Raw genomic sequence first — 23447 nt, 5'->3', positions numbered from 1 at the left:
GGACTCAGGTTGTGGCGACGGCTTTCGCCTCCCGAAGGGCGGCGATCTCGGCATCGCTATAGCCCACTTCGCGCATGATCTCGACGGTGTGTTCGCCGACCATCGGCGACTTGCGCCGAGTCTCGACCGGCGCGTCCGACAGCTTGATCGGGTTGTTGGCCGATTTCACCGTGCCGATGCCGGGATAATCGATCCCCAGCACGCTGCCACGCGCCGCGGTGTGCGGGTTCTTCACCACGTCGCTCACCTTGTAGGCCGCCGAACAGGCCATGCCGGCCGGGATCAGCTTGTCGAGGAGTTCGTCCGCCGTGTGCTCCAGGAAATAGGCCTCGATCATCGGCTCGAGGATGGCGCGGTTGGCGACCCGGTCGGCATTGGTCGTGAAGCGCTTGTCGTCCAGCCAGTCCTTGCGGCCGAGCGCGGTGCAGAGAATGCGCCAGAAGGCATCGTTGGTGCCGGCGATGAAGATCGGCTGCGTGCGGGTCGGAAAGACGCGCAGGGGGCAGATCAACGAATTCGACGTGCCCATGCGCTCGGGATTTTCCCCGGTCAGCCCGTGATTGGTGATCCAGTGGCTCATCAGGTGCATGCCGACATCGAACAGGGACAGGTCGAGCCGTTGGCCCTTCCCGGTCTTGTGGCGCCCCAGCAGGGCGAAGGCGATGCCGCTGGCGCAGGCGAGGCCGGTGGCATAGTCGATCGGCGCCGTGCCGACCCGGCACATCTCGCCCTGGTACGGGCCGGTGGCGTCCATCAGGCCGATCTCCGCCTGGATGCAGGGATCGTAGCCCGCGCGGTGCGAATAGGGGCCGGTCTGGCCGTAGCCGGAGATCGAGGCATAGATCAGCCGCGGATTCTCCTTCGCCACCACCTCCCAGCCGAAGCCCAGCTTGTCGATCACGCCGGGGGTGAAGGCTTCCATGAAGACATCGGCCTTGCGCACAAGCCGCATCAGCACCTCGCGGCCGCCCGCGGTGCGCAGATCGAGCGCCAGGCCGCGCTTGTTGCGGTTCATCGACGGCACCCAGGCGCCGCCGAAATGCGGCCGGAAGTGTTCGCCATGAAGCGGTTCGACCTTGATCACGTCGGCGCCCATGTCGCCCAGGATCTGGCCGGCGGTCGGACCGGCGATAACCTGCGTGAGATCGAGAACGAGCGTATCGCTGAGCGGCAGCATTGCGTGACCCTTGGAAGTGAGGCTGGATCATTAGCCTCGCTCTTCCGGACGGGCCAGCGCGCTAGGCTCCCAGCAATCGTCTGGCGAGCAGGGACCGCATGTCGCGCCGTCCGTCGGCGATCAGGAAGATCACGACCTCGCGCTCGTATACCCGGTAGATGACGCGGTAGGGCTTGAAGTGGATTTCCCGGAACATCCGGTTTCCCATCTCCAGCAGTTCGCGTGGATGGGCCCCCCGACTTGGGAGCGTGGACAGCGACGAGAAGGCTCGCTCGATTTGCTGCGCAACGTACTCGGCCCTTTGAGGCGTGTCGTGATGCGCGATGTAGAGAGCGATGTCGTCGAGATCGAGAAGCGCCTGCTCGGTCAGCCGGACGGCGTAACGCTTCATTTTCTGGGGCTGCGCTTCGTCCGCTCCCGAAAGCGCTGCATCGCCTTGGCAGCCGTTACGGTCTTGCCTTCCTTTACCTGCTGCTCTCCGAGCGCAAGGATTTTAAGGAGTGCCAGGGTCTCCTGGGTCTGCTCATAGGACGCAATATCCTGGACGATCGCCTTCGCCTCGCCGTTCTGCGTTATGATCAACGGCTCTCCGCCTTCGTTCAGGTCGCGGATGACCTCGGCGGCATTGGCCTTGAAATAGCTGATGGGCTTGATACGAGCGGCACGGGTCATGCGGAACTCCAGGTCACGGTCTGAATTTAGTCCGTTAACGGTTCGGTGGCAATGAAGCGGGCGCATGAGCGCCACCGATCCTCCTGTTCTCCGACTTGTCGCCCGTATCAGGACGAATGCGGCAGTTCCTTGGGCGGGAAGCGGGCGCCATAGCTTTCGAGCGGCAAGTCGAGGCCGCGGCAGAGGAAACTGATGGTGTGATAGTAGCCGACGAGCGCGATCGCCTCGAGGCTCTGCGCATCGTCGAAATGGGCGCGCAGAGCGTCCCAGGCGCTGTCGCCGATCGTGCGGCGATCGACCAATTCGTCGACGAGCCCGATCAAGGCGCTTTCGGCCGCCGTCCAGCAGGCCGCCGTCGCGGGGCCATGGACGATGGCGGCGATCTCCTGCTCGGTGAAGCCCACGCGCTCGGCGAACAGGGCGATATGCACGCCCCATTCGTATTCACAGCCCAGCCGCGCGGTGGTGCGGTCGATGACCAGTTCGCGGTGGCGCAGACTTAGTGGCCCCCTGTCGAGCAGCCCGCCCGCGAACATCTTCGCGAAGATCCTCGGGCTTGCGGCCATGCTGCGGAACAGCAGCAACGGTTCCAGGCCGGGCGGCATGATCTGTTGCAACGCGTCGGCGATGGCAGGGGCATAAGGCGCTCGTACGGGTTCGATACGCGGCAAGCGAAACTCCCAGGCAAGTTGCTATATTTTCTGTAGCATACCGGATGCTGTAGCGCATCGAATCGCATGGCGCTATGGAAATTGTAGCAATAGGATACGCGAATGACGAAACCCCTCCGACCTGGGAAGCCGGCCCGCGGTTCCGCGAGCGGGCGCCCGATCATGGTCCTGCTCGACCTCCTGGGTCGGCGGTGGACGCTGCGGCTGCTTTGGGAGTTGCGCGAGAAGCCCAGGCGGTTCCGGGCGCTTCAGGACGCGATCGGGGCCAGCCCGGCGATCGTGAACGAACGGCTGAGAGAATTGCGGGACGCCAAGCTCGTGGTGCTGGACGATACCAGCGGCTATTGCCTTACCTCGCTAGGCGGCGAGCTCGTGACTCTCCTGCTGCCGCTTCACGTCTGGTCCGAGAAATGGGCTCGTCACCTGCCCAAGTAACCTGGTCAAGCGGCGCCTGCTGTTGTCATAAAGACAGCTCAATGAGAACCGCACATCGGGAACGGCCAAATTGGGGCCTCGCCTGACTGATGCGGCCCTCGGATGGCCGCTCCCGGCGCGTCATTCGTGAAGTGCCGCTATGCCGATGCCCGAATGCTTGCATCGCCAATCATCGCGGCCCGCTTACCCGGTGGAAGCATCTAAACCTCCGTGTCGGATATGACTGACATAATCCAGTCACGCACCGGCAACGTTGTCAATATCATCGTTACAAATGCGTGTCTGATTGCCATAGGTTCGCTCAGTTCCAGAAAACTGCTTTGACGTAGATCAAAGGCGCATGACGCGGAGGTCGTCATTGTGATCTAGTTCGTTTTGGGTTCGCGGTGATCGCGGCCTAACTGAGGGGGAGAATACATGTTCAAGAAGTTGATTGCCGTGTGTGCCGCTGCATTCCTGATGGCGGCCTGTGACGAGACACCTCAAGCATCGATGCAACCGCCGCCGCCGCCGCCCGCTCCGAAGACCTTCATGGTCTTCTTCGATTGGGACAGCATCAAGCTGAGCGACCAGGCGCTGAGGACACTCACGCAGGCGGGCGACGCCTACAAGACGAGCGGCAACGTGCAGGTCACCGTGACCGGCCACACCGACACCTCGGGCTCGCCGCAATACAACATGGCACTGTCGCTGCGCCGCGCCAATGCGGTTAAGGACGTGCTGGTCCGCCAGGGTGTTCCCGCGACGGCCATTACGACGGTGGGCCGTGGCGAGCAGGGGCTTCTGGTCCCGACCGGTGATGGGGTGCGCGAGCCGCAGAATCGCCGGGCCGAGATCGTGATCCCGCAGCCTGCCGCGTCGCCCAACGACGCCGCCTATTGCGCCGCGCTGAGCGCCAAGTATCGCACGATCGACCGCGCCAACGAGGTGCAGGCGGCCGCTGCGGATGCCATGAACAAGTGCGCCCAGGGCGACTATGCCGCCGGCATTCCGGTGCTGGAGAAGATCCTCATCGACGGCAAGGTGCCGCTGCCGCCGCGCACCTGATCGCACCACAAACGCTTTGGCCAGCTGGACTGGCCATGCAGGAACGCGCCGGGGGCAACTCCGGCGCGTTTTCCTTTAGCGCCGCCGCGTCAGTCGACCCGAGATCGCCAGCGTCGTCGCCGCGATGACGACGACAAGCGTGGCGAGAACGTTGATCTGCGGATCGACGCCGAGGCGCACGCTGGAATAGACTCGCATGGGCAAGGTCTGCGTCTCTGCGCCGGCGACGAACTGGGTCATGATCAGATCGTCGAGCGACAGGGTGAAGGCCAGTAACCAGCCCGAGCCCAGCGCTGGTGCAATCAGCGGCAGGGTGATGGTGCGAAAGGTCGTCCACGGCGTTGCGCCAAGATCCATCGCCGCCTCCTCGAGCGAGCGATCGAAATCGGCCAGGCGCGCCTGCACGACGATGGCGACGAAGGAGAGCGAGAAAGTCGTGTGCGCGATCACGATGGTGAGGAAGCCGCGATCCGGTCCGCCGAGAAAACGTTCGGCGCCCACGAAAAGCAGAAGCATGGAAATGCCCATCACCACTTCGGGCATCACCATCGGCGCGATGACCAGGCTGCCGAAAAGGGTGCGGCCGAGAAAGGCCGGTGCGCGTGCCAGCACATAACCGGCGGCAAGACCGAGGATCGCCGACAGCGTCGCACTCACGAGGGCAATGCGCAGCGACAGCCACGCGGCGGACAGCATGGCCTCGTTCTGGAACAGGGTCCGCCACCAATGCAGCGAGAAGCCAGCCCACACCGTCACCAGCCGCGAGGCGTTGAAGGAATAGATCATCACCAGGCCGATGGGCACATAAAGAAAGGCGTAGCCGAAGCAGAGCACCGTGAAGGCGAAGCGCGCTCGCGGCATCATCGGTGTCGCTCCAGGCTGCGCGCCTGCTGGCGCTGGAACAGGGCCATCGGTCCGACCAGCAGGACAAGCAGGCAGACCGCGACCGCCGAGGCCAGCGGCCAGTCGGCATTGGTGAAGAATTCGTCCCACAGAACCTTGCCGATCATCAGCGTGCCGGTGCCGCCCAGCAGATCCGGGATCACGAACTCGCCGACGGCCGGGATGAAGACCAGCAGGCAGCCGGCGACGACACCCGGCAGTGACAGAGGCAGCGTGACGGTGAGGAATGCCGCCACCGGTCTGGCGCCCAGATCCGCCGCGGCCTCGAGCAGGCTCCAGTCGAGCTTCTCCAGCGTCGCGTAGAGCGGCAGCACCATGAAGGGTAGATAGGCATAGACGATGCCGATATGGACGGCCCATTCGGTGCCGAGGATCGTGCCGGGATCCGGGACCAGTCCCGTCCAGCGCAGGAACTGGTTGAGGATGCCGTTCTCGGCCAGCAGACCCATCCAGGCATAGACGCGGATGAGGAACGAGGTCCAGAAGGGCAACACCACCAGCATCAGCGGGAGCGAGCGCCGTTCCGGTCGAGCGCGCGCGATGGCGTAGGCCATGGGATAGCCGAGCAACAAGGTCGCGATGGTCGAGGTCGCGGCGATGCGCAGCGAGCTCAGCCAGGCGGCAACGTAAAGATCGTCCGTGAACAGCAGCTTGAAATTGTCGAGGCTCCAGGTGAGCGCGACCGGCGGCGCGGCATCGGGCGCGTTGGTGCCGAACGAGATGGCCAGCACCAGCGCGAACGGCAGCAGGAAGAATACGATCAGCCAGGTGAAGGGCAGGGCGATGACCGCGCGCATGTCAGGGCCTGGAAAGGCAAACGGCGTCGATCGCCGGCATCGGCCTATTCATCCAGCACCTGCCCGGCATCGTTGCCCCAGCCGAGCCAAACGGGCTGGCCGCGACGGAACGACGGCTCCTCGACGCGGCGGACGTTTGCCCGCCAGACCAGCATGACCGGCCCACCCTTGACCGCGACGCGGTAAAGCGAGCGATCGCCTTCGTAGGCGACATCGACCACGTCGCCTGGGACCGCGTGGGCGAGATCGGGGCGATCGACAGAGAGCGCGATCTTCTCGGGCCGGATCGCCAGCCACCGGCCGTTTCCCAAGTCGAGGATATTGGCGACGCCGACGAAATCGGCCACGAAGCGCGACACCGGCCGCTCGTACAGCTGGTGTGGTGTTCCCGTTTGCACGATGCGGCCGGCATTCATGACCGCCAGCCGCGTCGCCATCGACATGGCCTCTTCCTGGTCGTGCGTCACCATCACGAAGGTGAGGCCGAGTTGCTCCTGCAGGCGCACCAGCTCGAAGCGGGTGCCCTCGCGCAGCTTGCGATCGAGTGCCGCCAGCGGTTCGTCGAGCAGCAGCAGCTTCGGCCGCTTCACCAGGGCGCGCGCCAGTGCCACGCGCTGCCGCTGGCCGCCGGAAAGCTGGGCCGGCCTGCGACCGTCCAGCCCCTCGAGCTTCACCAGCGCCAGCAGCTCGGCGACCCGCTCGGCGATCTTGGCGCGGGCCAGGCCTTCGCGGCGCAGTCCGTAGGCGACATTGTCGGCGACGGTCATGTGCGGGAAGAGGGCGTAGGACTGGAACATCATGTTCACGGGCCGCACATGCGGCGGCACGCCCGTCATGTCGTGACCATCGATCAGCACGCGGCCGGCATCCGGCGTTTCGAAGCCCGCCAGCAATCGCAGCAACGTCGTCTTGCCGCATCCAGACCCGCCCAGCAGCCCGAACAGCTCGCCGCGAGCGATCTCCAGATCGACGCCGTCGACTGCGGCCACGTCGCCGAAGCGTTTGACGAGGCCCTCTACCTTGACGATCGGTCCGCTCGGCGACACCGGCTCACCGACCGGTCTTGATGGTGGTCCAGAGCCGGGTGCGCTCGCGCACCTGCTCGGCATTGGCGGCGGTAACGGTATAGAGCTTGGCGCGGATGTCGGGTGGCGGATAGATCCAGGGATTCTCCGCTATCGCCTTGGGGAGCAGGGCGGTTGCCGCCGCATTGCCGTTGGCATAGCCGGTCAGGGTGCTGGAAGCCGCCGCCACCTTGGGATCGAGCATGAAATCGAGGAAGCGGTAGGCAGCCTCGGGATGCGGCGCATCCTTGGGAATGGCGGCGACATCGATCCACAGCATCGCGCCCTGGCTCGGGATGGCGTAGGCGATCTCGCGCTTCTCGACGGCCTTTGCCGCGCGGTCACGGGCCTGCAGGATGTCTCCCGAGAAGCCGAAGGCGAGGCAGATATCGCCGCCGGCCAGCGCATTGATGTACTCGGAGGAGTGAAACTTGCGGATATAGGGCCGCACGGCCTTCAGGACCTCCGCCGCTTTCTTGAGGTCCTCCGAGCTCTTTGAATCGGGGTCGAGGCCGAGATACTTGAGCGCCGCCGGCAGCACGTCGGTCGGGCTGTCCAGCACCATCACCCCACAATCGACGAAGCGCGATACCACAGCCGGATCGAAGATCATGGCGAGCGAATCCACGGGCGCGTTGGGCATCCGGCGGCGGACCTCGGCGACGTTGTAACCGATCCCGACCGTGCCCCACATCCAGGGAATGGCGTGGGCATTGCCGGGATCGTACTTGGCAAGCTGCGCCATGATACCGGGATCGAGATTGCCCCAGTTCTTGAGCTTGGCCCTGTCGAGCGTCAGGTAAAGGTTGGCCGCAAGCTGGCGCACGAAGAACGGCGATGCGGTCGGCACCACGACGTCATAGCCGGAGCGGCCGGTCTTCAGCTTGGCATCCAGGATCTCGTTGGAATCGTAGGTCGTGTAATTGACCTTGATGCCGGTGTCCTTGGTGAAGACCTTGAGCTGGTCCTCGGCGATATAATCCGACCAGTTGTAGACGTTCACCTGGCCCTGGGCGAAGGCAGGGCCGGCGAGGCAGGCCAGCAGACAGGCGAGGAAGCCGAGACGCATCAGCAACTCCGGAACGTCAGACGCCAAGATATCTATGCTGCAACGTCGTGTCCTGCGCCAGCGTCTGCGACGGTCCGCTCCAGACAACCCGGCCCTTTTCGACGATGTAGTGGCGATCGGCCAGGCCAAGCAGGGCGCCGACATTCTTGTCGATCACCAGGATCGACTGTCCCTCGCGCTTCAGCCGGCGCAGACAGGACCAGATCTCCTCACGGATCAGTGGGGCCAGGCCTTCCGTGGCCTCGTCCAGGATGAGGAGCTTGGGGTTGGTCATCAGGGCCCGGCCGATCGCCAGCATCTGCTGCTCGCCGCCGGAGAGCTGGTTGCCGCCGTTTCTCTGCCGTTCGGCAAGTCGTGGGAAGAATTCGAACACGCGCTCGAGCGTCCAGGGTTGCGGGCGGCGGCCGCGATTGGCTGCGGCCGCGACCAGGTTCTCGCGGACGGAAAGATTGGGGAAGATCTGGCGGCCCTCCGGCACCAGGCCAAGCCCGAGCCGCGCGATGCGGAAGGACGACAGCAGGTCGAGCCGATGGCCATCGAACTCGATGGCGCCTGAACGGCCGGGAAGCAGGCCCATGATCGCGTGCACGGTCGTGGTCTTCCCCATGCCGTTGCGCCCCATCAGGGTTACGACTTCGCCGGCCTCGATGGACAGCTCCATGCCGAACAGGGCCTGGCTGGCGCCGTAGAAAGCCGTGAGATCGCGAACCTTCAGCATCACGCCACTTCCTCGCCGAGATAGGCCTGGCGGACCTGGGCGTTGCCGCGGATCTGGTCGGGCGTCCCGGAGGCGATGGCGCGGCCATAGACCAGGACGGTGATGCGGTCGGCCAGCGCGAAGACCGCATCCATGTCGTGCTCGATCAGCAGCATGCCGCAGCGGCTCTTGAGGTTGCGCAGCATCCCGACCAGACGCTGGGACTCCTCCGGACCCATGCCGGCCATCGGCTCGTCGAGCAGCAGAAGCCTGGGCTCCCCGGCCAGCGCCATGGCGATCTCGAGCTGCCGTTGTTCGCCGTGGCTGAGCGCCGAGGCCAGGGTCTCGGCGCGGGCCTGCAGTCCGACGGCTTCCAGACCGCGTCGGGCGGAATCGCGCAGCCTTCGGTCGGCGCGCACGTCGGCCAGAAAGCGAAACGAATGCCCATCATGGGCCTGGACGGCGAGCGCCACATTGTCGAGCGCGGTGAAGTCGCGCAGCACGGCCGTGATCTGGAACGAGCGCGCCAGTCCCAGCCGGACGCGGGCATGGAGCGGCAGGCGCGTGACGTCGCGACCGGCAAAGCGGATGGAGCCGCTGTCCGGGCGCAGGTTGCCCGTGAGCTGGCTGACCAACGTGGTCTTGCCGGCACCGTTGGGACCGATCAGGGCATGGATCTCGCCCGGCATGACCTCGATCGAGACATTGTCGGTGGCCAGCAGGCCGCCGAACCGCTTCACCAAGCCCTGCGCCGACAGCAATGGCTCAGCCATGGCGCCGCCCCAGCAGCGAATCGATGCCGCCCTGCGCATAGAGGGCGACCATCACCAGGAGCGGACCGAACACGATCTGCCAATATTCGCCCCATCCCTTGTGCAGGAGGTCGAGCAGCGGCTTGAGGAATTCCTCGACGGCAAAGAAGCCGATGGCGCCGTAGAGCGGCCCGAACAGGGCGCCCATGCCCCCCAGCACGACGATGACGATGAGGTCGCCCGACTTCACCCACGACATCATGGCGGGCGAGATATAAGCGCCCTCGTTGGCCAGCAGGATGCCAGCGAGTGCACCGAAGGCGCCGGCGATGGCGAAAGCGGCGAGCCGGTAGCGGAAAATCGGGAAGCCCAGCGCCGTCATCCGCAACTCGTTCGACTTGGCGCCGCGCAGGACATAGCCGAAGCGTGAATTGACCAGCCGGCTGCTGAACCAGAGCGTCGCCAGTAGCAGGGCGAAGCAGAGCCAGTAGAAGGAAGCCTTGTCGCGCAGATCGATCAGGCCGCTGAAGCGGCTGCGACCGATATTGAGGCCGTCGTCTCCGCCGTAGGCTTCGAGACCGGAGCCGAGATAGTAGACGAGCTGCGCGAAGGCGAGCGTGATCATGATGAAATAGACGCCGCGTGTCCGAAGCGACAAGGCGCCGATCAGTGCCGCCCACACGCCGGCAATCGCAACCGCGGCCGGCCACTGGATCCAGCCGCTGTTGATGCCGTTGGCCGACAGGATGCCGACCGTATAGCCGCCGATGCCGAAAAAGGCGGCATGACCGAAGCTCACCAGGCCGCCATAGCCCAGGATCATGTTGAGGCTCGCGGCGGCAATCGACCAGATCACGATGCGCGTGCCGACCAACAGCAGATAGCGCTGGTCCAGGGCCTGTGTGAGCAGCGGCAGCAGGGCCAGCACGAGCAGCAGCGCCGTCGTGACGAGGCCGCGCGGCGTGCGCAGCGAGGCGATCAGGGAGGTCTGCAAAGCAGCTAGCTCCGCTGCCCGAACAGACCAGTCGGACGCCACACCAGCACAGCGGCCATGACGACATAGATCAGCACCTGCGAGATCGCGGGCGCTGCCGCTGATGCACTGGCGGGGTCCAGAAAGGTCTTGAGAAAGTCGGGCAGGAAGGCGCGGCCGACGATATCGATCTGGCCCACCATCAGGGCAGCGACAAAGGCACCCTTTATCGAGCCGATGCCGCCGATCACGATGATGACGAAGGCGACGATCAGGATATCGTCGCCCATGCCGATCTTCACCGAGGCGATCGGTGCGGCCATCAGGCCGGCAAGGCCAGCGAAGGCCGCGCCGAGACCGAACACCAGCGTGAACAGCAGCTCGATGTTGACGCCCAGCGCGCCGATCATGCGCCGGTTCGAGGCGCCGGCGCGGATCAGCATGCCAAGCCGCGTACGCGCCACCAGCCAGGCGAGCAGCAAGGCCACCGCCGTGCCGACCACGATCAGCGCGAAGCGGTAGGCCGGGTAGGGGATGCCCGGCAGGATCTCCACCGTATGGTCGAGGAAGGCCGGCACGGCGATGCTCTTGCCGTCCGGTCCCCAGATCGCGCGCACCAGCTCGTTGAAGAACAGGATCAGGCCGAAGGTCGCCAGCACCTGGGCGAGATGGTCCCGCGCATAGAGCCGCCGCGCGACGACGACCTCGACGACGACGCCCAGCAGGAAGGTGGCGGGTATGGCCAGCAGGGCGCCAAGCACGAAGGAATCGGTCCAACCGATCAGGGTCCAGGCGAAGTAGGCACCCATCATGTAGAGCGAACCGTGCGCCAGATTGACGAGGTCCATGATGCCGAAGGTCAATGTCAGCCCAGCGGCAAGCAGGAACATCAGCAGGCCGAGCTGCAGCCCGTTCAGAACCTGGATCAGATATTCCATTCCCTCGGTCTTTCAGCCCTGTCGAGACGACACAGTCATTCGCAACTTTCACGCCATCAAACGAAACGGGAGCGCCCTGCCGCGCTCCCGCCGGTGATCGCTCGCGTCGCCGGTCACTTCATCGGACACTTGTCGGCAAAGGGATCCTTCGCCGCGGTGACCGCCGTGGCAATGGTCTTCACCGTCATCAGCCCCTGCGGATCCTTCACCGTCTCCTGGATGTAGAAATTCTCGACCGGGAAGTTGTTGTTGCCGAACTTGAAGTCGCCGCGCAGCGACTTGAAGTTGGCCTTCTTCATTTCGGCCCGCACCTTGTCCTTGTTCGACAGGTCGCCCTTGAGGGCCTCGACCGCCGAGGCGATCAGCATGATCGCATCGTAGCTCTGAGCGCCGTAATAGGACGGGTAGACGTTGTATTTCTTCTTGAAGTCCTCGACGTAGCGCTTGTTCTGGTCGTTGGGCAGATCGTTTACCCACTCCTGCGCACCCAGCGTGCCCAGGGCGAGGTCGCCCTGCTGCGGCAGGGTGATCGCATCGATGGAGAACACCTGATACAGCGGCACGGTCTTGTTGAGGCCGGCCTGGGCCCATTGCTTCACGAACTGCACGCCGTGGGCGCCGGGATAGAAGATGAAAATGCCGTCGGGCTTGGCGGCGCCGATCTTGGTGAGCTCGGCCGAGAAGTCGAGCTGGTCAGGCCACTTGGTGTAGTCCTCGCCGACGATCTTGCCTTTGTAGGTGCGCTTGAGGCCGGCCAGCATGTCCTTGCCCGCCGCATAATTCGGCCCGACCAGGTAGAGGTTCTTCACGCCCTTCTGGTTCAGGTACTCGCCCATCGCCATCGGCGTTTGGTCGTTCTGCCACGATGTCGAGAAGAAGTTCTTGTTGCAGAGCTCTCCGGCGATCTGAGACGGGCCGGCATTGGCGGAGATCATGATCGTGTCGCCTTCGTCGGCCACGGTCTTGAGCGAGGCCAGCAGCACGTTCGACCAGATGTAGCCGGCGATGAAGTTCGCCTTGTCCTGCTCGACGAGCTTCTCGGAGCGCTGCTTGCCGACATCCGGCTTGAATTGATCATCCTCGTAGATGATCTGGATCGGCTTGCCACCCATCTTGCCGCCGAGATGCTCGACCGCGAGATCGACGGAACGGCGCATATCCTCTCCAATCGCCGCCTGCGGGCCGGAGAAGGTGCTGACGAATCCGATTTTTACAGCCTGCTGTGCGAACGCCGGCTGCAGTCCGAGCGCCAGCATCGCTGCGACAGTTGCGCCCCCAAATAATTTACCCGTCATCCAGCCCCGCTCCCTGTTTCTGTTTGCGACATAGAAGCGGAAAAACCTCCCGGCAACAACGGGGAACGTGTCTCAATCGCGCAATTTGAAGCGCTGTATCTTGCCCGTGGCGGTCTTCGGCAATTCGGGCACGTACTCGATCCAGCGCGGATACTTGTACGGCGCGAGGCTCTTCTTGCAGAGGGTCATCAACTCGTCGGTGAGGGACGCGCCGGCATCGCCGGACTGCTTCAGGACGACGACCGCCTTGGGCTTGATCAAGCTGTCGGCGTCGGCATAGCCGATGACGGCGGCTTCGAGGACGGCGGGGTGCCCGACGAGGCAGTTCTCGATCTCCACCGGCGAGCACCAGATGCCGCCGACCTTCAGCATGTCGTCGCTGCGGCCCTCGTAGATGAAATAGCCATCGTCGTCTTGGCGGTAGGTGTCGCCCGTGTTGAGCCAGCCCTCGACCATGGTCTCGGCCGTCTTGTCGGGCTTGTTCCAGTAATACTTGGCAGCGGACTCGGCGCGAATCCACAGACGGCCGCTTTCGCCCTTGGGCACGGGATCGCCATTCTCGTCGAGGATGCGGACCTCGTAACCCGGTACGGGGCGACCGCTGGTGCCAGCGCGATGGTCGTCGAGGCGGTTGCCGATGAAAATGTGCAGAGCCTCGGTCGAACCGATCCCGTCGAGGATGACGGTACCTGTCTTTTCCTTCCAGCGCCGGAACATATCGGCTGGGAGGGCCTCGCCCGCCGAGACGCAGGCGCGCAGGCTCTCCAGTCGCCGCGGCTTTGCGTCCAGCGCCGCCAACTGCGCCGCATAGAGCGTGGGCACGCCGTAAAAGATCGTGGGGCTGAATGTCTCGATCGTCTCGAAAGTCGAATCGGGAGTCGGACGCCGTTCGTCGAGCACGGCGGTCGCGCCGGTCCAGAGCGGAAAGGTCATGCCGTTGCCGAGACCATAGGCGAAGAACAGCTTGGCGGCAGAGAAGCAGATATCCTCTTCCGTCACGCCCAGCACGCGAACACCGTAAAGCTCACTGGTGACGACCATATCGCGCTGAGCGTGGACGGCGCCCTTGGGGCGTCCGGTCGACCCGGAGGAGTAGAGCCAGAAGCAGTCGTCATCCGGTGCCGCAAGCCGCGGCACGAGACTGGGAGAAGCCTTGTTCACCTCGGCCAGGAATGCGTCGACCGTCAGGGCGGGCGGCGCCTTTGCTCCGAGCTGCCTCAGTGCCGGCTCGATTTCTCCCGCATATTCGCGGGAATAGACGACGAGCCGACAACCCGAATCGTCGATCATGTAGGCGTAGTCGGGCGCGCGCAGGAGTGTGTTGGGCGGGATCGGGACGATGCCGGCCTTGATGGCGCCCCAGAACAGATAGAAGAAGGCCGGGCAGTCCTTGACGACCATGAGCAGGCGGTCGCCGGGCGCCATTCCGAGGGCGAGCAGTGCGTTGCCGGCGCGGTTCACGCGCTCGGCAAGCTCGGCGTAGGTAACCGTCTCGTGGGCCGTACGGATCGCCGGCTTCGAGCCACGACCTTGATCGATGTGGCGGTCGATGAACGGCACCGCCACGTTGAACGCCTCGGGCAAGCGAACCTTGTGGTCCGGTCCGAATTCGATTCCCGGAATCATCCTTTGCGTCGTCCTCCCCAGGCGACTCTATATGGCGACCGACGGTGGGCGCTACGCCCATCGTGGCTCTCTGAGCATGCAGATGTCGCTCAGTTGAACCGTACGTACTCGAAGTCGACCGGCTGACCGTTGATGCCGCGGGCTGGCGGCGCAATCCAGTGCGCGTACTTGCCCGGCTCTGTCACGGGTGCGCCCATCAGCGAGGTCACGAAGGCGCGGTCCGCGTCGGTGGGCAGCCACTTGCTCTCGTTGGCCTTCCACTCGGCCTCGCTCAGCACCTTGCCGTCGGGCGAGACGTTGAGGCCGGCGAAGGCGCCGATGCGCCGATGGAAGCCGCGATGGGGCAGCTTCATCTCGAAATCGATGCCGGCCTTCTCGAGGATCTTGTTCCAGCGCAGCACGCCGCGGCCGCAATCTTCGATATAGTCCTGGCGCAGCCGTTCGTTGAGGGCCGACAGGGCCGGTACGGGCTTGCGCACGATGCCGCCACCCTCGGCGGTCTCGATCTCGTAGGCTGCATCGGTCAGGACGTGATCGTCCTCGATGCGCGTCTCGAGGAAGCGACCCTTCAGCCCCTGGCTGTAGTAGTTAGCAGCGTTGGTCGAGGTTTCCTGCCCGAACAGGTCCAGCGACACCGAGAAGTGGAAGTTGAGATACTTCTGGATCGTGCGCAGATCGATGGCACCGAGCGAGCGGACATCGTCGGTCTTGTGTTCCTTCATCAACTCGCAGGTGCGCTGGATGATGCGGCCGACGCCAGTCTCGCCCACGAACATGTGGTGCGCTTCTTCGGTCAGCATGAAGCGGCAGGAGCGCGCCAGCGGATCGAAGCCGGACTCGGCCAACGAGGCGAGCTGATATTTGCCATCGCGGTCGGTGAAGTAGGTGAACATGAAGAAGGACAGCCAGTCCGGCGTCTTCTCGTTGAAGGCGCCAAGGATGCGCGGCTTGTCGGGATCGCCGGAGTGGCGCTCCAGCATCGCCTCGGCTTCCTCGCGGCCGTCGCGGCCGAAGTATGCGTGCAGCAGATAGACCATCGCCCACAGGTGCCGGCCTTCCTCGACATTGACCTGGAACAGGTTGCGCAGGTCGTACAGCGACGGCGCCGTCTTGCCGAGCAGGCGCTGCTGCTCGACACTGGCCGGCTCGGTGTCGCCCTGCGTCACGATCAGGCGGCGCAGTGTGGAGCGCAACTCGCCGGGGACCTCCTGCCAGGCGGGTTGCCCTTTGTTGTCGCCGAAGGCGATCTGCCGCTCGGGATCGCGCTCGGCGAGAAAGATGCCCCAACGATACTCCGGCATCTTCACATAGCCGAAGTTGGCCCAGCCGTTGGCGTCGGTCGAGATGGCGGTGCGCAGATAGACGTCGAAGTCAGTGGATCCGTCGGGCCCCAGTTCCTTCCACCAGTCGAGGAAGCCCGGCTGCCAGTTCTCGAGCGCGCGCTGCAGGCGGCGGTCGCTGGCGAGGTCGACGTTGTTGGGAATGCGCTGGCTGTAGTCGATGGCCATGATTTCCTCCTTGTGCCTGGCGCTTGCCGTGTGCCGTTTCAGGCGCGCTTGCGGTCGTACTTGCTCTGCTTGCCCGTGCCGTAAAGCTTCAACGCGCCCTCCGGGCCGGTCGCGTTGGGTCTCTGGAAGATCCAGTTCTGCCACGCCGAGAGACGGGCGAAGATCTTGGTCTCCATCGTCTCGGGGCCGGCAAAGCGCAGGTTGGCCTCCATGCCGATCAGACCGTCGGGCGAGAAGCCTGCGCGTTCCTCGACAGCAAGGCGCACCTCGTCGTCCCAATCGATGTCGTCGGGCGTAAAGGTGACGAGACCGAGATCGTCCGCCTTGCCGGCATCGATCGACTGGCCGATGTCCTTCTTCAGAACCTCGACATGCTCCGGCTCGGCCAGGAAGCGCGTCGCCAGACGCGTCAGGCCATTGCCCATGGGATAGGGCCCGAAGTTCATCGCAGTGAGCTTGACCTCGGCTTCGGGCAGGTTCGAGCCTTCGAACACGCCATCGAGCATGTAGGAACGGTCGGCCGCCAGCACGAGTTCGAACAGTGTCCCGGCGAAGCACGAGCCCGGTTCGACCAGCGCGATCAGGCTGCGCGAGCTGACATCGAGGCGCTTCAGGGTGCGCTTCCAGTAGAGCACGATCTCGCGCACCAGCCAGTTTGAGCCCTCGCGGGCAAGCAGCGCATCATAGGCCTCGACGGCGGCGGGATCGCCCTGGCTGTGCAGGACCCAGGTGCCGATCTCGGTCTCGTTGAGGCGCAGATGCATCATCGCATCGTCCAACGCGCGGGCGAGCGCCAGCGGCCAGAAGGCGGCGCCTTCGGCGTGGATGGCCGCCGCGTCGGCGGGAGCAGGAGAGGTCGGTCCACCGATCCGGAAATGAGCGGCGCGCCGCTCGCGGTCGATCTCCACGCTGAGATGCGGATAGCGGATCGTATCGCCCTCGATCGTGCGCTCGATCATCGGCAGCGCGATGCCCTTGGCGTTCTTGGGGCGATCCGACCCGGCGGCGATCTCTTCGGCGATCTTCTTCGTCTCCTCCGCAAGCTTGCTGGGTGCGATCAGCCTGTCGACCAAGCGCCACTGCTGGGCGCGCTTGCCGCGGACGCCTTCCGCGGTGGTGCAGAAGAAGTCGGCATGGTCGCGGCGCACCAGGCGCTTGTCGACCAAACGGGTAAGGCCGCCGGTACCCGGCAGCACGGCCAGCAGCGGAAGTTCTGGTAGCGAGACGGCGCTGGAGCCGTCGTCGGCGAGCAGGATCTTGTCGCAGGCCAGCGCCAGCTCGTAACCGCCGCCGGCGGCGATACCGTTGATGGAGCAGATGTAGCTCTGGCGCGAATGCTCGGTCGCATCCTCGATTGCCAGCCGCGTCTCGTTGGTGAACTTGCAGAAGTTCACCTTGTGGTCGTGGGTCGAGAGGCCAAGCATGTTGATGTTGGCGCCCGAGCAGAAGATGCGGTCGCGCTGGCTGCGGATCACGACCGCGCCGATTTCCGGATGCTCGAAGCGCAGGCGCTGCACGGCGTCGGCCAGTTCGATGTCGACGCCCAGATCGTACGAATTGAGCTTGAGCTTGTAGCCGGGCTTGAGTCCCGCTTCTTCGTTCACGTCCATCGTCAGGTAGGCGACGCCGTTCTCGAGGGCGAGCTTCCAGTGCCGGTAGCGGTCGGGGGACGTCCTGAAATCGATCGGCGCGGCGGATGCGGACTCTGCGGCCATGGCGTTTCCCGTGAATTGCGTAATTCGGTACTGAAATACTTATTTACTTTGCCGGCCGCAAGCGCATCTTATTCACGTTCAGATGATTTCGATCCGTCCCGCGCAAGCTCTTGATCTTCCGGCCATTTCGGCGCTGGACAGCCGCATCACGGGCTCGACCAAGCCGGACTACTGGCGGGATATGCTGGCCCCTGACCGCCATTTCCTTGTCGCCGAGACGGAGCGGGGCGCGCTGGCCGGCTTCATCGCCGGCGAGATCCGCGCGTGGGAATTCGGCCAGCCGGCGGCCGGCTGGGTGTTCGCCATCCAGATCGCACCCGGCCTGCGCCTGCACGGCGTCGGGAGCCGGCTGTTCGAGGCGCTGGTGGCGCGTTTCAAGGAGAAGGGGGTGACCCGCGTGCGCACGCTGGTGGATCGGAAGGACCATCTGATCCTCTCCTTCTTCCGCGCTCAGGGCATGGTGGCCGGTCCGTCGCTGCAGCTCGACATGGACGTGTCGTGAGGCGCGTCTTCTGGAGCGCCGCGTGAAGCTGCAGACGGCGACGCGCCTCGGCCTCTATGCGGTGCTTGAACTGGCACGCGATCCCGAGCGCACTTTGTCGGTCATGGAGCTTGCCGACCGCTTCGGCGTCTCCAGCCATCACCTCGCCAAGGTGCTGCGGACCTTGAGCGTCGCCGGCCTCGTGCGTGGCGACCGCGGCGCCGCGGGCGGCTATCGCTTCACCGGCAATCGTCGCCGCACCACCTTGATGGATGTCGTCGCCCTGTTCGAGCCGGCGCCCGGCCAGCGCGCCAAGGAACCCGGCGAAGACACCGATATCGGCGCCGCCCTGCAGCGTGTGCTGATCGAGATCGACGAGATCGCCGAAGCGACATTGCGCTCCATCAGCCTCGAGACGCTGCTCAAGAGCAACGCTTCGTTCCTGCGCGGACTGTAGGGGCCGGTGAACCGATCGGTTCGGTAAGGACCATAATCGGTGATTGAGAGTCTGCGGTCGTAACTTGTCCGCATGTCACGCTATCTCATTTCCCCGCTTCCTCCTGAGGATACTGCGCCACCGTCCAGGCCACAGGACTTCAATATTCCCGACGAGGCCTACGGCGCCAGAAAAGCCTTCGATCGGCTACAACCGGGAGAAGGACTCGGCCCAGACTTTCAGCGAGAGATCGCAATCGCAAATGCGACACGCGCCTCGGAACTGCAGAACCAGTTCCTCGAACGCCAGCGCGAGATACTTGCCACCGGGCCTGACGCATACCTGAGCACGAGGGGCAGGGATGCTCTTCTGGGTGCCGATGCAACGATCGCCAGGTTGGACGCGGCAAGAGAGGACGTTCTCAGTCAGGCCGCGAATGCCACACAACGAGAACTGCTCTCGCAGGCGTTGGCCGATCACCGGCTCGTCGAGCATGCGACTGTCTCCGATCATGTTGGACAGCAGACGCGCGAGTGGAGGGCGGCGACCGCTGCCGCGCGTCTCGACCAGCTTGGCCGGCAGGCCGCTCTTGACTATGGCGATCCTGGTGCCGTTGAAGCCTATGACCGTGCAAGCCAGAGCGCTGCCCAGGAGAAGGTGCGGGCCTCGGGATGGCTCGAAAGCTCCGACGAAGCGATTTCGACGGTAGGGCGCGCGCGTTCCTCGATCTGGCGCCAAGCGATCGAGGCCGCGCTCGGTAAGATGGAGCTTAAGCCCGCGATTGCTTTGTACGAGCGCGGCAAGGACAGGTTGGCAGCGGCCGATCGGTCCGCCCTGTCGACGTTGATTGGCGTTGCGCACGAGCACGAGATTGCCCGTGAGTATGTCGAGGCAATTGCGCCGATCGCCTATGCACCCCAAACGCCGGCGGACATCGACGATGCGCACGAGGAAGCGAGCGCCCGTAGCGACGCGGATTGGGGCCACGACCCGGAACTGCGTGCGACGATCCAGCATCTCCTCGATGTGCTGTTCGGCAAGCTCAGAGTTGGCGGAGCGGAAGCCGAAGGCAAACGCGGTTCGGCGCTGGACGATTGGCTCAGCAAGCGGGGCGAAGACGGGCTTCCGCAAACCGCGCTTCCTCCGCCGGCCATATGGGCGGAACTCGATCCCGAGCGACAACAGGCGGTCAGGGACATCCTGAAGCGGAATGCCGAAGGTGGAGCGAATGTCCTCGGGAGGACCCGGCCTCGGATCATCCCGGTCTCGGACAAGCATGAGGAAGATGAGACGGAAGAGGTAAAGAAGGAAATAGACAAAGAGACCGGGAAGTTCGGGCGGCGGGTGCTTCATGATCTCGATGAGACACACATCCGGCCGCACGAGATCCCCCAACCTCTCGCGCCGTATCGCCCGCCTTCTTCCGCGGTGAAGCCATCTGAGACGCCCACGCCGGCGCCCAAGACTATTCCTCCAATCCTGTCCGAGGGGGCCAAGCCTCCAGTCTCGAAACCTCAGACTCCTGCAGAAAAGTTGTCCGCCAGCCGGGGGAAACTGAAACAACTCGACCCCTCCCATCCAGAGGTATCGGGCAGTCCGGAAATCAAGGAGCCGTCGCTGATAGAGGAAGCCCTGGTCAAAGTAAGGAACGCGCTGAAGTCGGCAATCTTGCGTATCTACGGACATCGAGGGCGAAATTTTGAGGCTCGTGTTCTGAAGATGCTTGGACTTAATAAGAATACCATAAAGGTGACTACAGATGAGGGAAGCTCGATCCCGGATGCCCTAACGGACACAGAACTCATCGAGATCAAGGATCGTGCCTATGTCACCATGACCCGGCAATTGTGTATACAGGCTAAAGCCGCGAAGAGGTTGGGATTGACGGCTGTGTTGTACGTAAGGAAAGGCGCACGGGTTAGCGCGGAAGTGCGAGCGAATTTCATAGTGCGTGAGGTAAGTGAAGCGGAGCTGCCCTTATGACGAAGAAATCGACCATTGTATCCAGACTCGTTTTCCCGGCGGCTGCGCGAGCTGAGGTTCTTGCTGCATTCTTGTCTCTTCCTGGCGACATGGGACCCACTCATCACCGTGTGGGCGAAAGAGATCGTCGTAAACCCATTGGGGATCCGTCTGAATTCCAGAACACGATGCTGGGCGGGCGTAGCTTCTACCTTGTTGCGCCACAGGGGACTTACAATTTCAATCCAAACGCTCACTTGCCCATCGACTGCTCGGCTCGTCGCATTCCTTCAGCCTTGGCTCGTGATTATCTGACACACATGGCAGCGGCAGGGCCAATCTTCGGGTACTGCTGCGCCGACGAAGAGGAAATGCACCGGCACTATCTTCGCATGGAAGTGAAGAGCGGCGTCATGTCCGGTTACTACGGGCGCAATATCGATCGGTACGTCCCGGGGCTCTACTGGTTGACGCTGGTTTCGGAGCAGCTTCTCGAGAAGCATGGGGTGCCGATCAGCGTGTTGGAGAACATCGCGCTCGAACATGTCGATCTGGGGGGCGGCATCCATCTGTTCCGATTCTATGACCATCCCGAGGACTGGCGCTCCAGTAAGGCCATCGATGATGTCTTACGGTCGGTGCCGGGGTTCTTCGATCTCAAGAAGGTTCAGGCCAACTTGACGCCCGGTGTCGACTTCCAGGAACGCAGCCAAGAACTTCGGCCCTGGGACTGACGGTTGGCAACATACTGCTTTGTGATCGGTCGGGCTCCATCCCCCGTGCGTCTAGGGCAACATATTCTTGAGCGGCCACGTCAACCGCGACGTGGCGTCTCTGCCAGTCCGTAAGCACAAGTCCACGGAATCGTGATAAATCTCTCTGGTCGGGCGGCTTATTCAGCAGCTCCGTAACGCGCATTTTTCCGTGCCGCGCGCTTAGGCGGGAGAGGCTCGAAAAAGTCCGCCGCCCCTTGATTAGAATTAATCTAAACTATATTCAAGCTATTGAAGACGATCGGAGTGGCCATGACAGAAGAAAGCAAATGCCCGTTCGCGGGCGGGAAGCGGGTTTACGGCAATCGGGACTGGTGGCCGAACCAGCTGAACCTCCATGTTCTTCATCAGCATTCCAGCCTGTCCAATCCGATGGGGGAGGCGTTCGATTACGCCAAGGAATTCAAGAGTCTCGATCTGAATGCCGTGATCGAGGACCTCCGCGCCTTGATGACGGAGTCGCAGGAGTGGTGGCCGGCCGATTTCGGCCACTATGGCCCGCTGTTCATTCGGATGGCGTGGCACAGCGCCGGCACTTACCGGATCGGCGATGGCCGGGGTGGCGCGGGGCGCGGCCAGCAACGTTTCGCGCCCATCAACAGCTGGCCCGACAATGCCAATCTCGACAAGGCGCGCCGGCTGCTGTGGCCGATCAAGCAGAAATACGGGCGCAAGATTTCCTGGGCGGACCTGCTGATCCTCACCGGCAACGTTGCGCTGGAGTCCATGGGCTTCAAGACGTTCGGGTTCGGCGGTGGCCGGATCGATAGCTGGGAGCCCGATGAGGACATCTACTGGGGCCCCGAGGGCAAGTGGCTGGCGGACGAACGTTATAGCGGCGATCGCGATCTGGAGAACCCGCTTGGCGCGGTGCAGATGGGGCTGATCTACGTCAATCCGGAAGGTCCGAACGGCAAGCCGGACCCGCTTGCCGCGGCGCGCGATATTCGCGAGACCTTCGGGCGCATGGCGATGGACGACGAGGAGACGGTCGCGTTGATTGCTGGCGGCCATACCTTCGGCAAGACCCACGGCGCCGGGGATGCCGCCCTGGTCGGGCCGGAACCCGAGGGAGCTGCCATCGAGGACCAGGGCCTGGGCTGGAAGAGCCGATACGGAACGGGCAAGGGCGCCGATGCGATCACCAGCGGTCTTGAGGTCACCTGGACCTCGACGCCGACGAAGTGGAGCACAAACTTCTTCTGGAACCTGTTCGGCTACGAGTGGGAACTCACCAAGAGCCCGGCCGGCGCGCATCAATGGACGCCGAAACATGGCGGCGGGGCCGGCTCGGTGCCGGACGCGCACGATCCGTCGAAGCGCCACGCGCCGTCGATGCTGACCACCGACCTCGCCCTGCGTATCGATCCCGTCTACGAAAAGATCTCTCGGCGCTTCTACGAGAATCCGGACCAGTTCGCCGACGCGTTTGCCCGCGCATGGTTCAAGCTTACGCACCGCGACATGGGTCCGATCGTGCGCTATCTCGGCCCGCTCGTCCCGAAGGAGGAGCTGCCGTGGCAGGACCCGATCCCGGCGGTGAATCATCCACTGATCGATGAAGCCGACATCGCCACGTTGAAGGCGAAGGTCCTTGCTTCGGGGCTGTCGGTTTCCCAGTTCGTTTCGACGGCCTGGGCATCGGCATCGACGTTCCGCGGCTCCGACAAGCGCGGCGGCGCGAACGGCGCGCGCATCCGGCTCGCGCCGCAGAAGGATTGGGAGGTCAACCAGCCGGCGCAGCTCGCGGCGGTTCTCCAGAAGCTCGAAGCGATCCAGAAGGAATTCAACGCTTCGCAGGCGGATGGCAAGAAGGTTTCGCTGGCCGACCTGATCGTTCTCGCTGGCGGTGCGGCGATCGAGAAGGCCGCCAAGGCGGCCGGACACCAAGTCACGGTGCCGTTCACGCCGGGACGGATGGATGCCTCACAGGAGCAGACCGACGTTCATTCGTTTGCGCCGCTCGAACCGATTGCCGACGGCTTCCGCAACTATCAGCGCGGAAAGCAGCGTGTATCGCCTGAGGAACTGCTGGTCGACCGGGCTCAATTGCTCACGCTGACGGCCCCCGAGATGACGGTGCTCGTCGGCGGGCTGCGCGTTCTCGGCGCGAACATTGGCAAATCCGAGCATGGCGTCTTCACTGCGCGGCCGGAGACGCTGACGAACGACTTCTTTGTCAACCTGCTCGATATGGGCACGGAATGGCGGCCGTCCGCCGGCTCCGACGGCGTCTATGAGGGAACAGACCGCAAGACGAAGCAGGTCAAATGGATTGCCACGCGCGTCGACCTGATCTTCGGTTCGCATTCCCAACTGCGTGCCCTGGCCGAGGTCTATGCCTGCACCGACTCGTCGGAGAAGTTCGTGAAGGACTTCGTGGCGGCCTGGACCAAGGTGATGGACCTCGACCGCTTCGACCTCGCCTGATCCTTCACAGCGATCAGGGAAGATCA

The 23447-nt window shown here is 63.9% G+C and carries 23 protein-coding genes; 7 read left to right on the top strand and 16 right to left on the bottom strand.

Features of this window, described 5'->3' with window-relative positions; all coding sequences use genetic code 11:
• Positions 1–4: 4 nt before the first annotated feature.
• From B5D62_RS19495 to B5D62_RS19480, 4 genes are all read right to left on the bottom strand, one after another.
• On the bottom strand, positions 5–1177 hold the full coding sequence (locus tag B5D62_RS19495) for a CaiB/BaiF CoA transferase family protein (protein ID WP_085935599.1): 1173 nt from the start codon (positions 1175–1177) through the stop codon (positions 5–7).
• 61 nt (positions 1178–1238) lie between these two features.
• Positions 1239–1568 (bottom strand): type II toxin-antitoxin system RelE/ParE family toxin, encoded by a 330-nt coding sequence (locus B5D62_RS19490; protein WP_085935598.1) that lies wholly within the window; start codon positions 1566–1568, stop codon positions 1239–1241.
• Positions 1565–1849, bottom strand: a complete 285-nt coding sequence (locus B5D62_RS19485; RefSeq protein WP_085935597.1) for a type II toxin-antitoxin system Phd/YefM family antitoxin — start codon at positions 1847–1849, stop codon at positions 1565–1567. Before B5D62_RS19485 ends, B5D62_RS19490 begins: the two co-directional genes overlap by 4 nt.
• Before the next feature lie 107 nt (positions 1850–1956).
• A complete protein-coding gene (locus B5D62_RS19480) occupies positions 1957–2520 on the bottom strand; it encodes a carboxymuconolactone decarboxylase family protein (protein ID WP_218191159.1) in 564 nt (187 codons plus the stop codon).
• A gap of 102 nt (positions 2521–2622) precedes the next feature.
• Between B5D62_RS19480 and B5D62_RS19475 the strand changes: the two genes are divergently transcribed.
• Both B5D62_RS19475 and B5D62_RS19470 read left to right on the top strand, forming a co-directional pair.
• Entirely contained in the window at positions 2623–2955 is a 333-nt protein-coding gene (locus tag B5D62_RS19475; protein WP_085935596.1) for a winged helix-turn-helix transcriptional regulator, read from the top strand.
• 417 nt (positions 2956–3372) lie between these two features.
• Positions 3373–4002 carry an OmpA family protein gene (locus B5D62_RS19470; protein WP_085935595.1) on the top strand — a complete coding sequence of 210 codons (630 nt, stop codon included), beginning with the start codon at positions 3373–3375 and terminating at the stop codon, positions 4000–4002.
• Between the two features lie 75 nt (positions 4003–4077).
• On the opposite strand, the gene B5D62_RS19465 is transcribed toward B5D62_RS19470, so the two are convergent.
• The 12 genes from B5D62_RS19465 to boxC all read right to left on the bottom strand — a co-directional run bounded on the left by B5D62_RS19465 (position 4078) and on the right by boxC (position 17339).
• Positions 4078–4866: an ABC transporter permease gene (locus tag B5D62_RS19465; protein WP_218191158.1), complete on the bottom strand. Its 789-nt coding sequence runs from the start codon at positions 4864–4866 to the stop codon at positions 4078–4080.
• The gene (locus B5D62_RS19460) at positions 4863–5702 is read right to left on the bottom strand and encodes an ABC transporter permease (RefSeq protein ID WP_085935594.1); all 840 of its coding nucleotides are present in this window, start codon (positions 5700–5702) and stop codon (positions 4863–4865) included. The genes B5D62_RS19465 and B5D62_RS19460 overlap by 4 nt, the downstream gene beginning before the upstream one ends.
• 44 nt (positions 5703–5746) lie before the next feature.
• Positions 5747–6811 (bottom strand): ABC transporter ATP-binding protein, encoded by a 1065-nt coding sequence (locus tag B5D62_RS19455; protein WP_085935593.1) that lies wholly within the window; start codon positions 6809–6811, stop codon positions 5747–5749.
• Positions 6753–7835, bottom strand: a complete 1083-nt coding sequence (locus B5D62_RS19450) for a polyamine ABC transporter substrate-binding protein (protein WP_085935592.1) — start codon at positions 7833–7835, stop codon at positions 6753–6755. Before B5D62_RS19450 ends, B5D62_RS19455 begins: the two co-directional genes overlap by 59 nt.
• 16 nt (positions 7836–7851) lie before the next feature.
• The gene (locus tag B5D62_RS19445; protein ID WP_085935591.1) at positions 7852–8553 is read right to left on the bottom strand and encodes an ABC transporter ATP-binding protein; all 702 of its coding nucleotides are present in this window, start codon (positions 8551–8553) and stop codon (positions 7852–7854) included.
• On the bottom strand, positions 8553–9305 hold the full coding sequence (locus B5D62_RS19440) for an ABC transporter ATP-binding protein (protein ID WP_085935590.1): 753 nt from the start codon (positions 9303–9305) through the stop codon (positions 8553–8555). The genes B5D62_RS19445 and B5D62_RS19440 overlap by 1 nt, the downstream gene beginning before the upstream one ends.
• Positions 9298–10278 carry a branched-chain amino acid ABC transporter permease gene (locus tag B5D62_RS19435; RefSeq protein ID WP_218191157.1) on the bottom strand — a complete coding sequence of 327 codons (981 nt, stop codon included), beginning with the start codon at positions 10276–10278 and terminating at the stop codon, positions 9298–9300. The genes B5D62_RS19440 and B5D62_RS19435 overlap by 8 nt, the downstream gene beginning before the upstream one ends.
• Positions 10279–10283: 5 nt before the next feature.
• Positions 10284–11195 (bottom strand): branched-chain amino acid ABC transporter permease, encoded by a 912-nt coding sequence (locus B5D62_RS19430; RefSeq protein WP_085935589.1) that lies wholly within the window; start codon positions 11193–11195, stop codon positions 10284–10286.
• A gap of 113 nt (positions 11196–11308) precedes the next feature.
• Complete coding sequence (locus B5D62_RS19425) at positions 11309–12451, bottom strand: ABC transporter substrate-binding protein (RefSeq protein WP_139373987.1); 1143 nt, start codon at positions 12449–12451, stop codon at positions 11309–11311.
• A gap of 111 nt (positions 12452–12562) precedes the next feature.
• Positions 12563–14116, bottom strand: a complete 1554-nt coding sequence (locus B5D62_RS19420; RefSeq protein WP_085935587.1) for a benzoate-CoA ligase family protein — start codon at positions 14114–14116, stop codon at positions 12563–12565.
• 89 nt (positions 14117–14205) lie between these two features.
• Positions 14206–15624, bottom strand: coding sequence for a benzoyl-CoA 2,3-epoxidase subunit BoxB (gene boxB, locus B5D62_RS19415; RefSeq protein WP_231714871.1), 1419 nt, complete (start codon positions 15622–15624; stop codon positions 14206–14208).
• A gap of 38 nt (positions 15625–15662) precedes the next feature.
• A complete protein-coding gene (gene boxC / locus B5D62_RS19410; RefSeq protein ID WP_085935586.1) occupies positions 15663–17339 on the bottom strand; it encodes a 2,3-epoxybenzoyl-CoA dihydrolase in 1677 nt (558 codons plus the stop codon).
• 82 nt (positions 17340–17421) lie between these two features.
• Between boxC and B5D62_RS19405 the strand changes: the two genes are divergently transcribed.
• The 5 genes from B5D62_RS19405 to katG all read left to right on the top strand — a co-directional run bounded on the left by B5D62_RS19405 (position 17422) and on the right by katG (position 23421).
• A complete protein-coding gene (locus tag B5D62_RS19405; protein WP_085935585.1) occupies positions 17422–17841 on the top strand; it encodes a GNAT family N-acetyltransferase in 420 nt (139 codons plus the stop codon).
• Positions 17842–17863: 22 nt separating this feature from the next.
• Positions 17864–18277, top strand: a complete 414-nt coding sequence (locus B5D62_RS19400) for an Rrf2 family transcriptional regulator (RefSeq protein ID WP_085935584.1) — start codon at positions 17864–17866, stop codon at positions 18275–18277.
• Positions 18278–18349: 72 nt separating this feature from the next.
• Entirely contained in the window at positions 18350–20239 is a 1890-nt protein-coding gene (locus tag B5D62_RS19395; protein WP_085935583.1) for a putative toxin, read from the top strand.
• Positions 20236–20952 (top strand): hypothetical protein, encoded by a 717-nt coding sequence (locus tag B5D62_RS32965; protein ID WP_139373972.1) that lies wholly within the window; start codon positions 20236–20238, stop codon positions 20950–20952. Before B5D62_RS19395 ends, B5D62_RS32965 begins: the two co-directional genes overlap by 4 nt.
• 291 nt (positions 20953–21243) lie before the next feature.
• On the top strand, positions 21244–23421 hold the full coding sequence (katG, locus tag B5D62_RS19385) for a catalase/peroxidase HPI (RefSeq protein WP_085935581.1): 2178 nt from the start codon (positions 21244–21246) through the stop codon (positions 23419–23421).
• Positions 23422–23447 lie beyond the last annotated feature (26 nt).

It is taken from the genome of Enhydrobacter aerosaccus, from assembly GCF_900167455.1.
Lineage (GTDB): Bacteria > Pseudomonadota > Alphaproteobacteria > Reyranellales > Reyranellaceae > Reyranella > Reyranella aerosaccus.
This window is presented reverse-complemented; position numbering and strand designations above follow the sequence as displayed.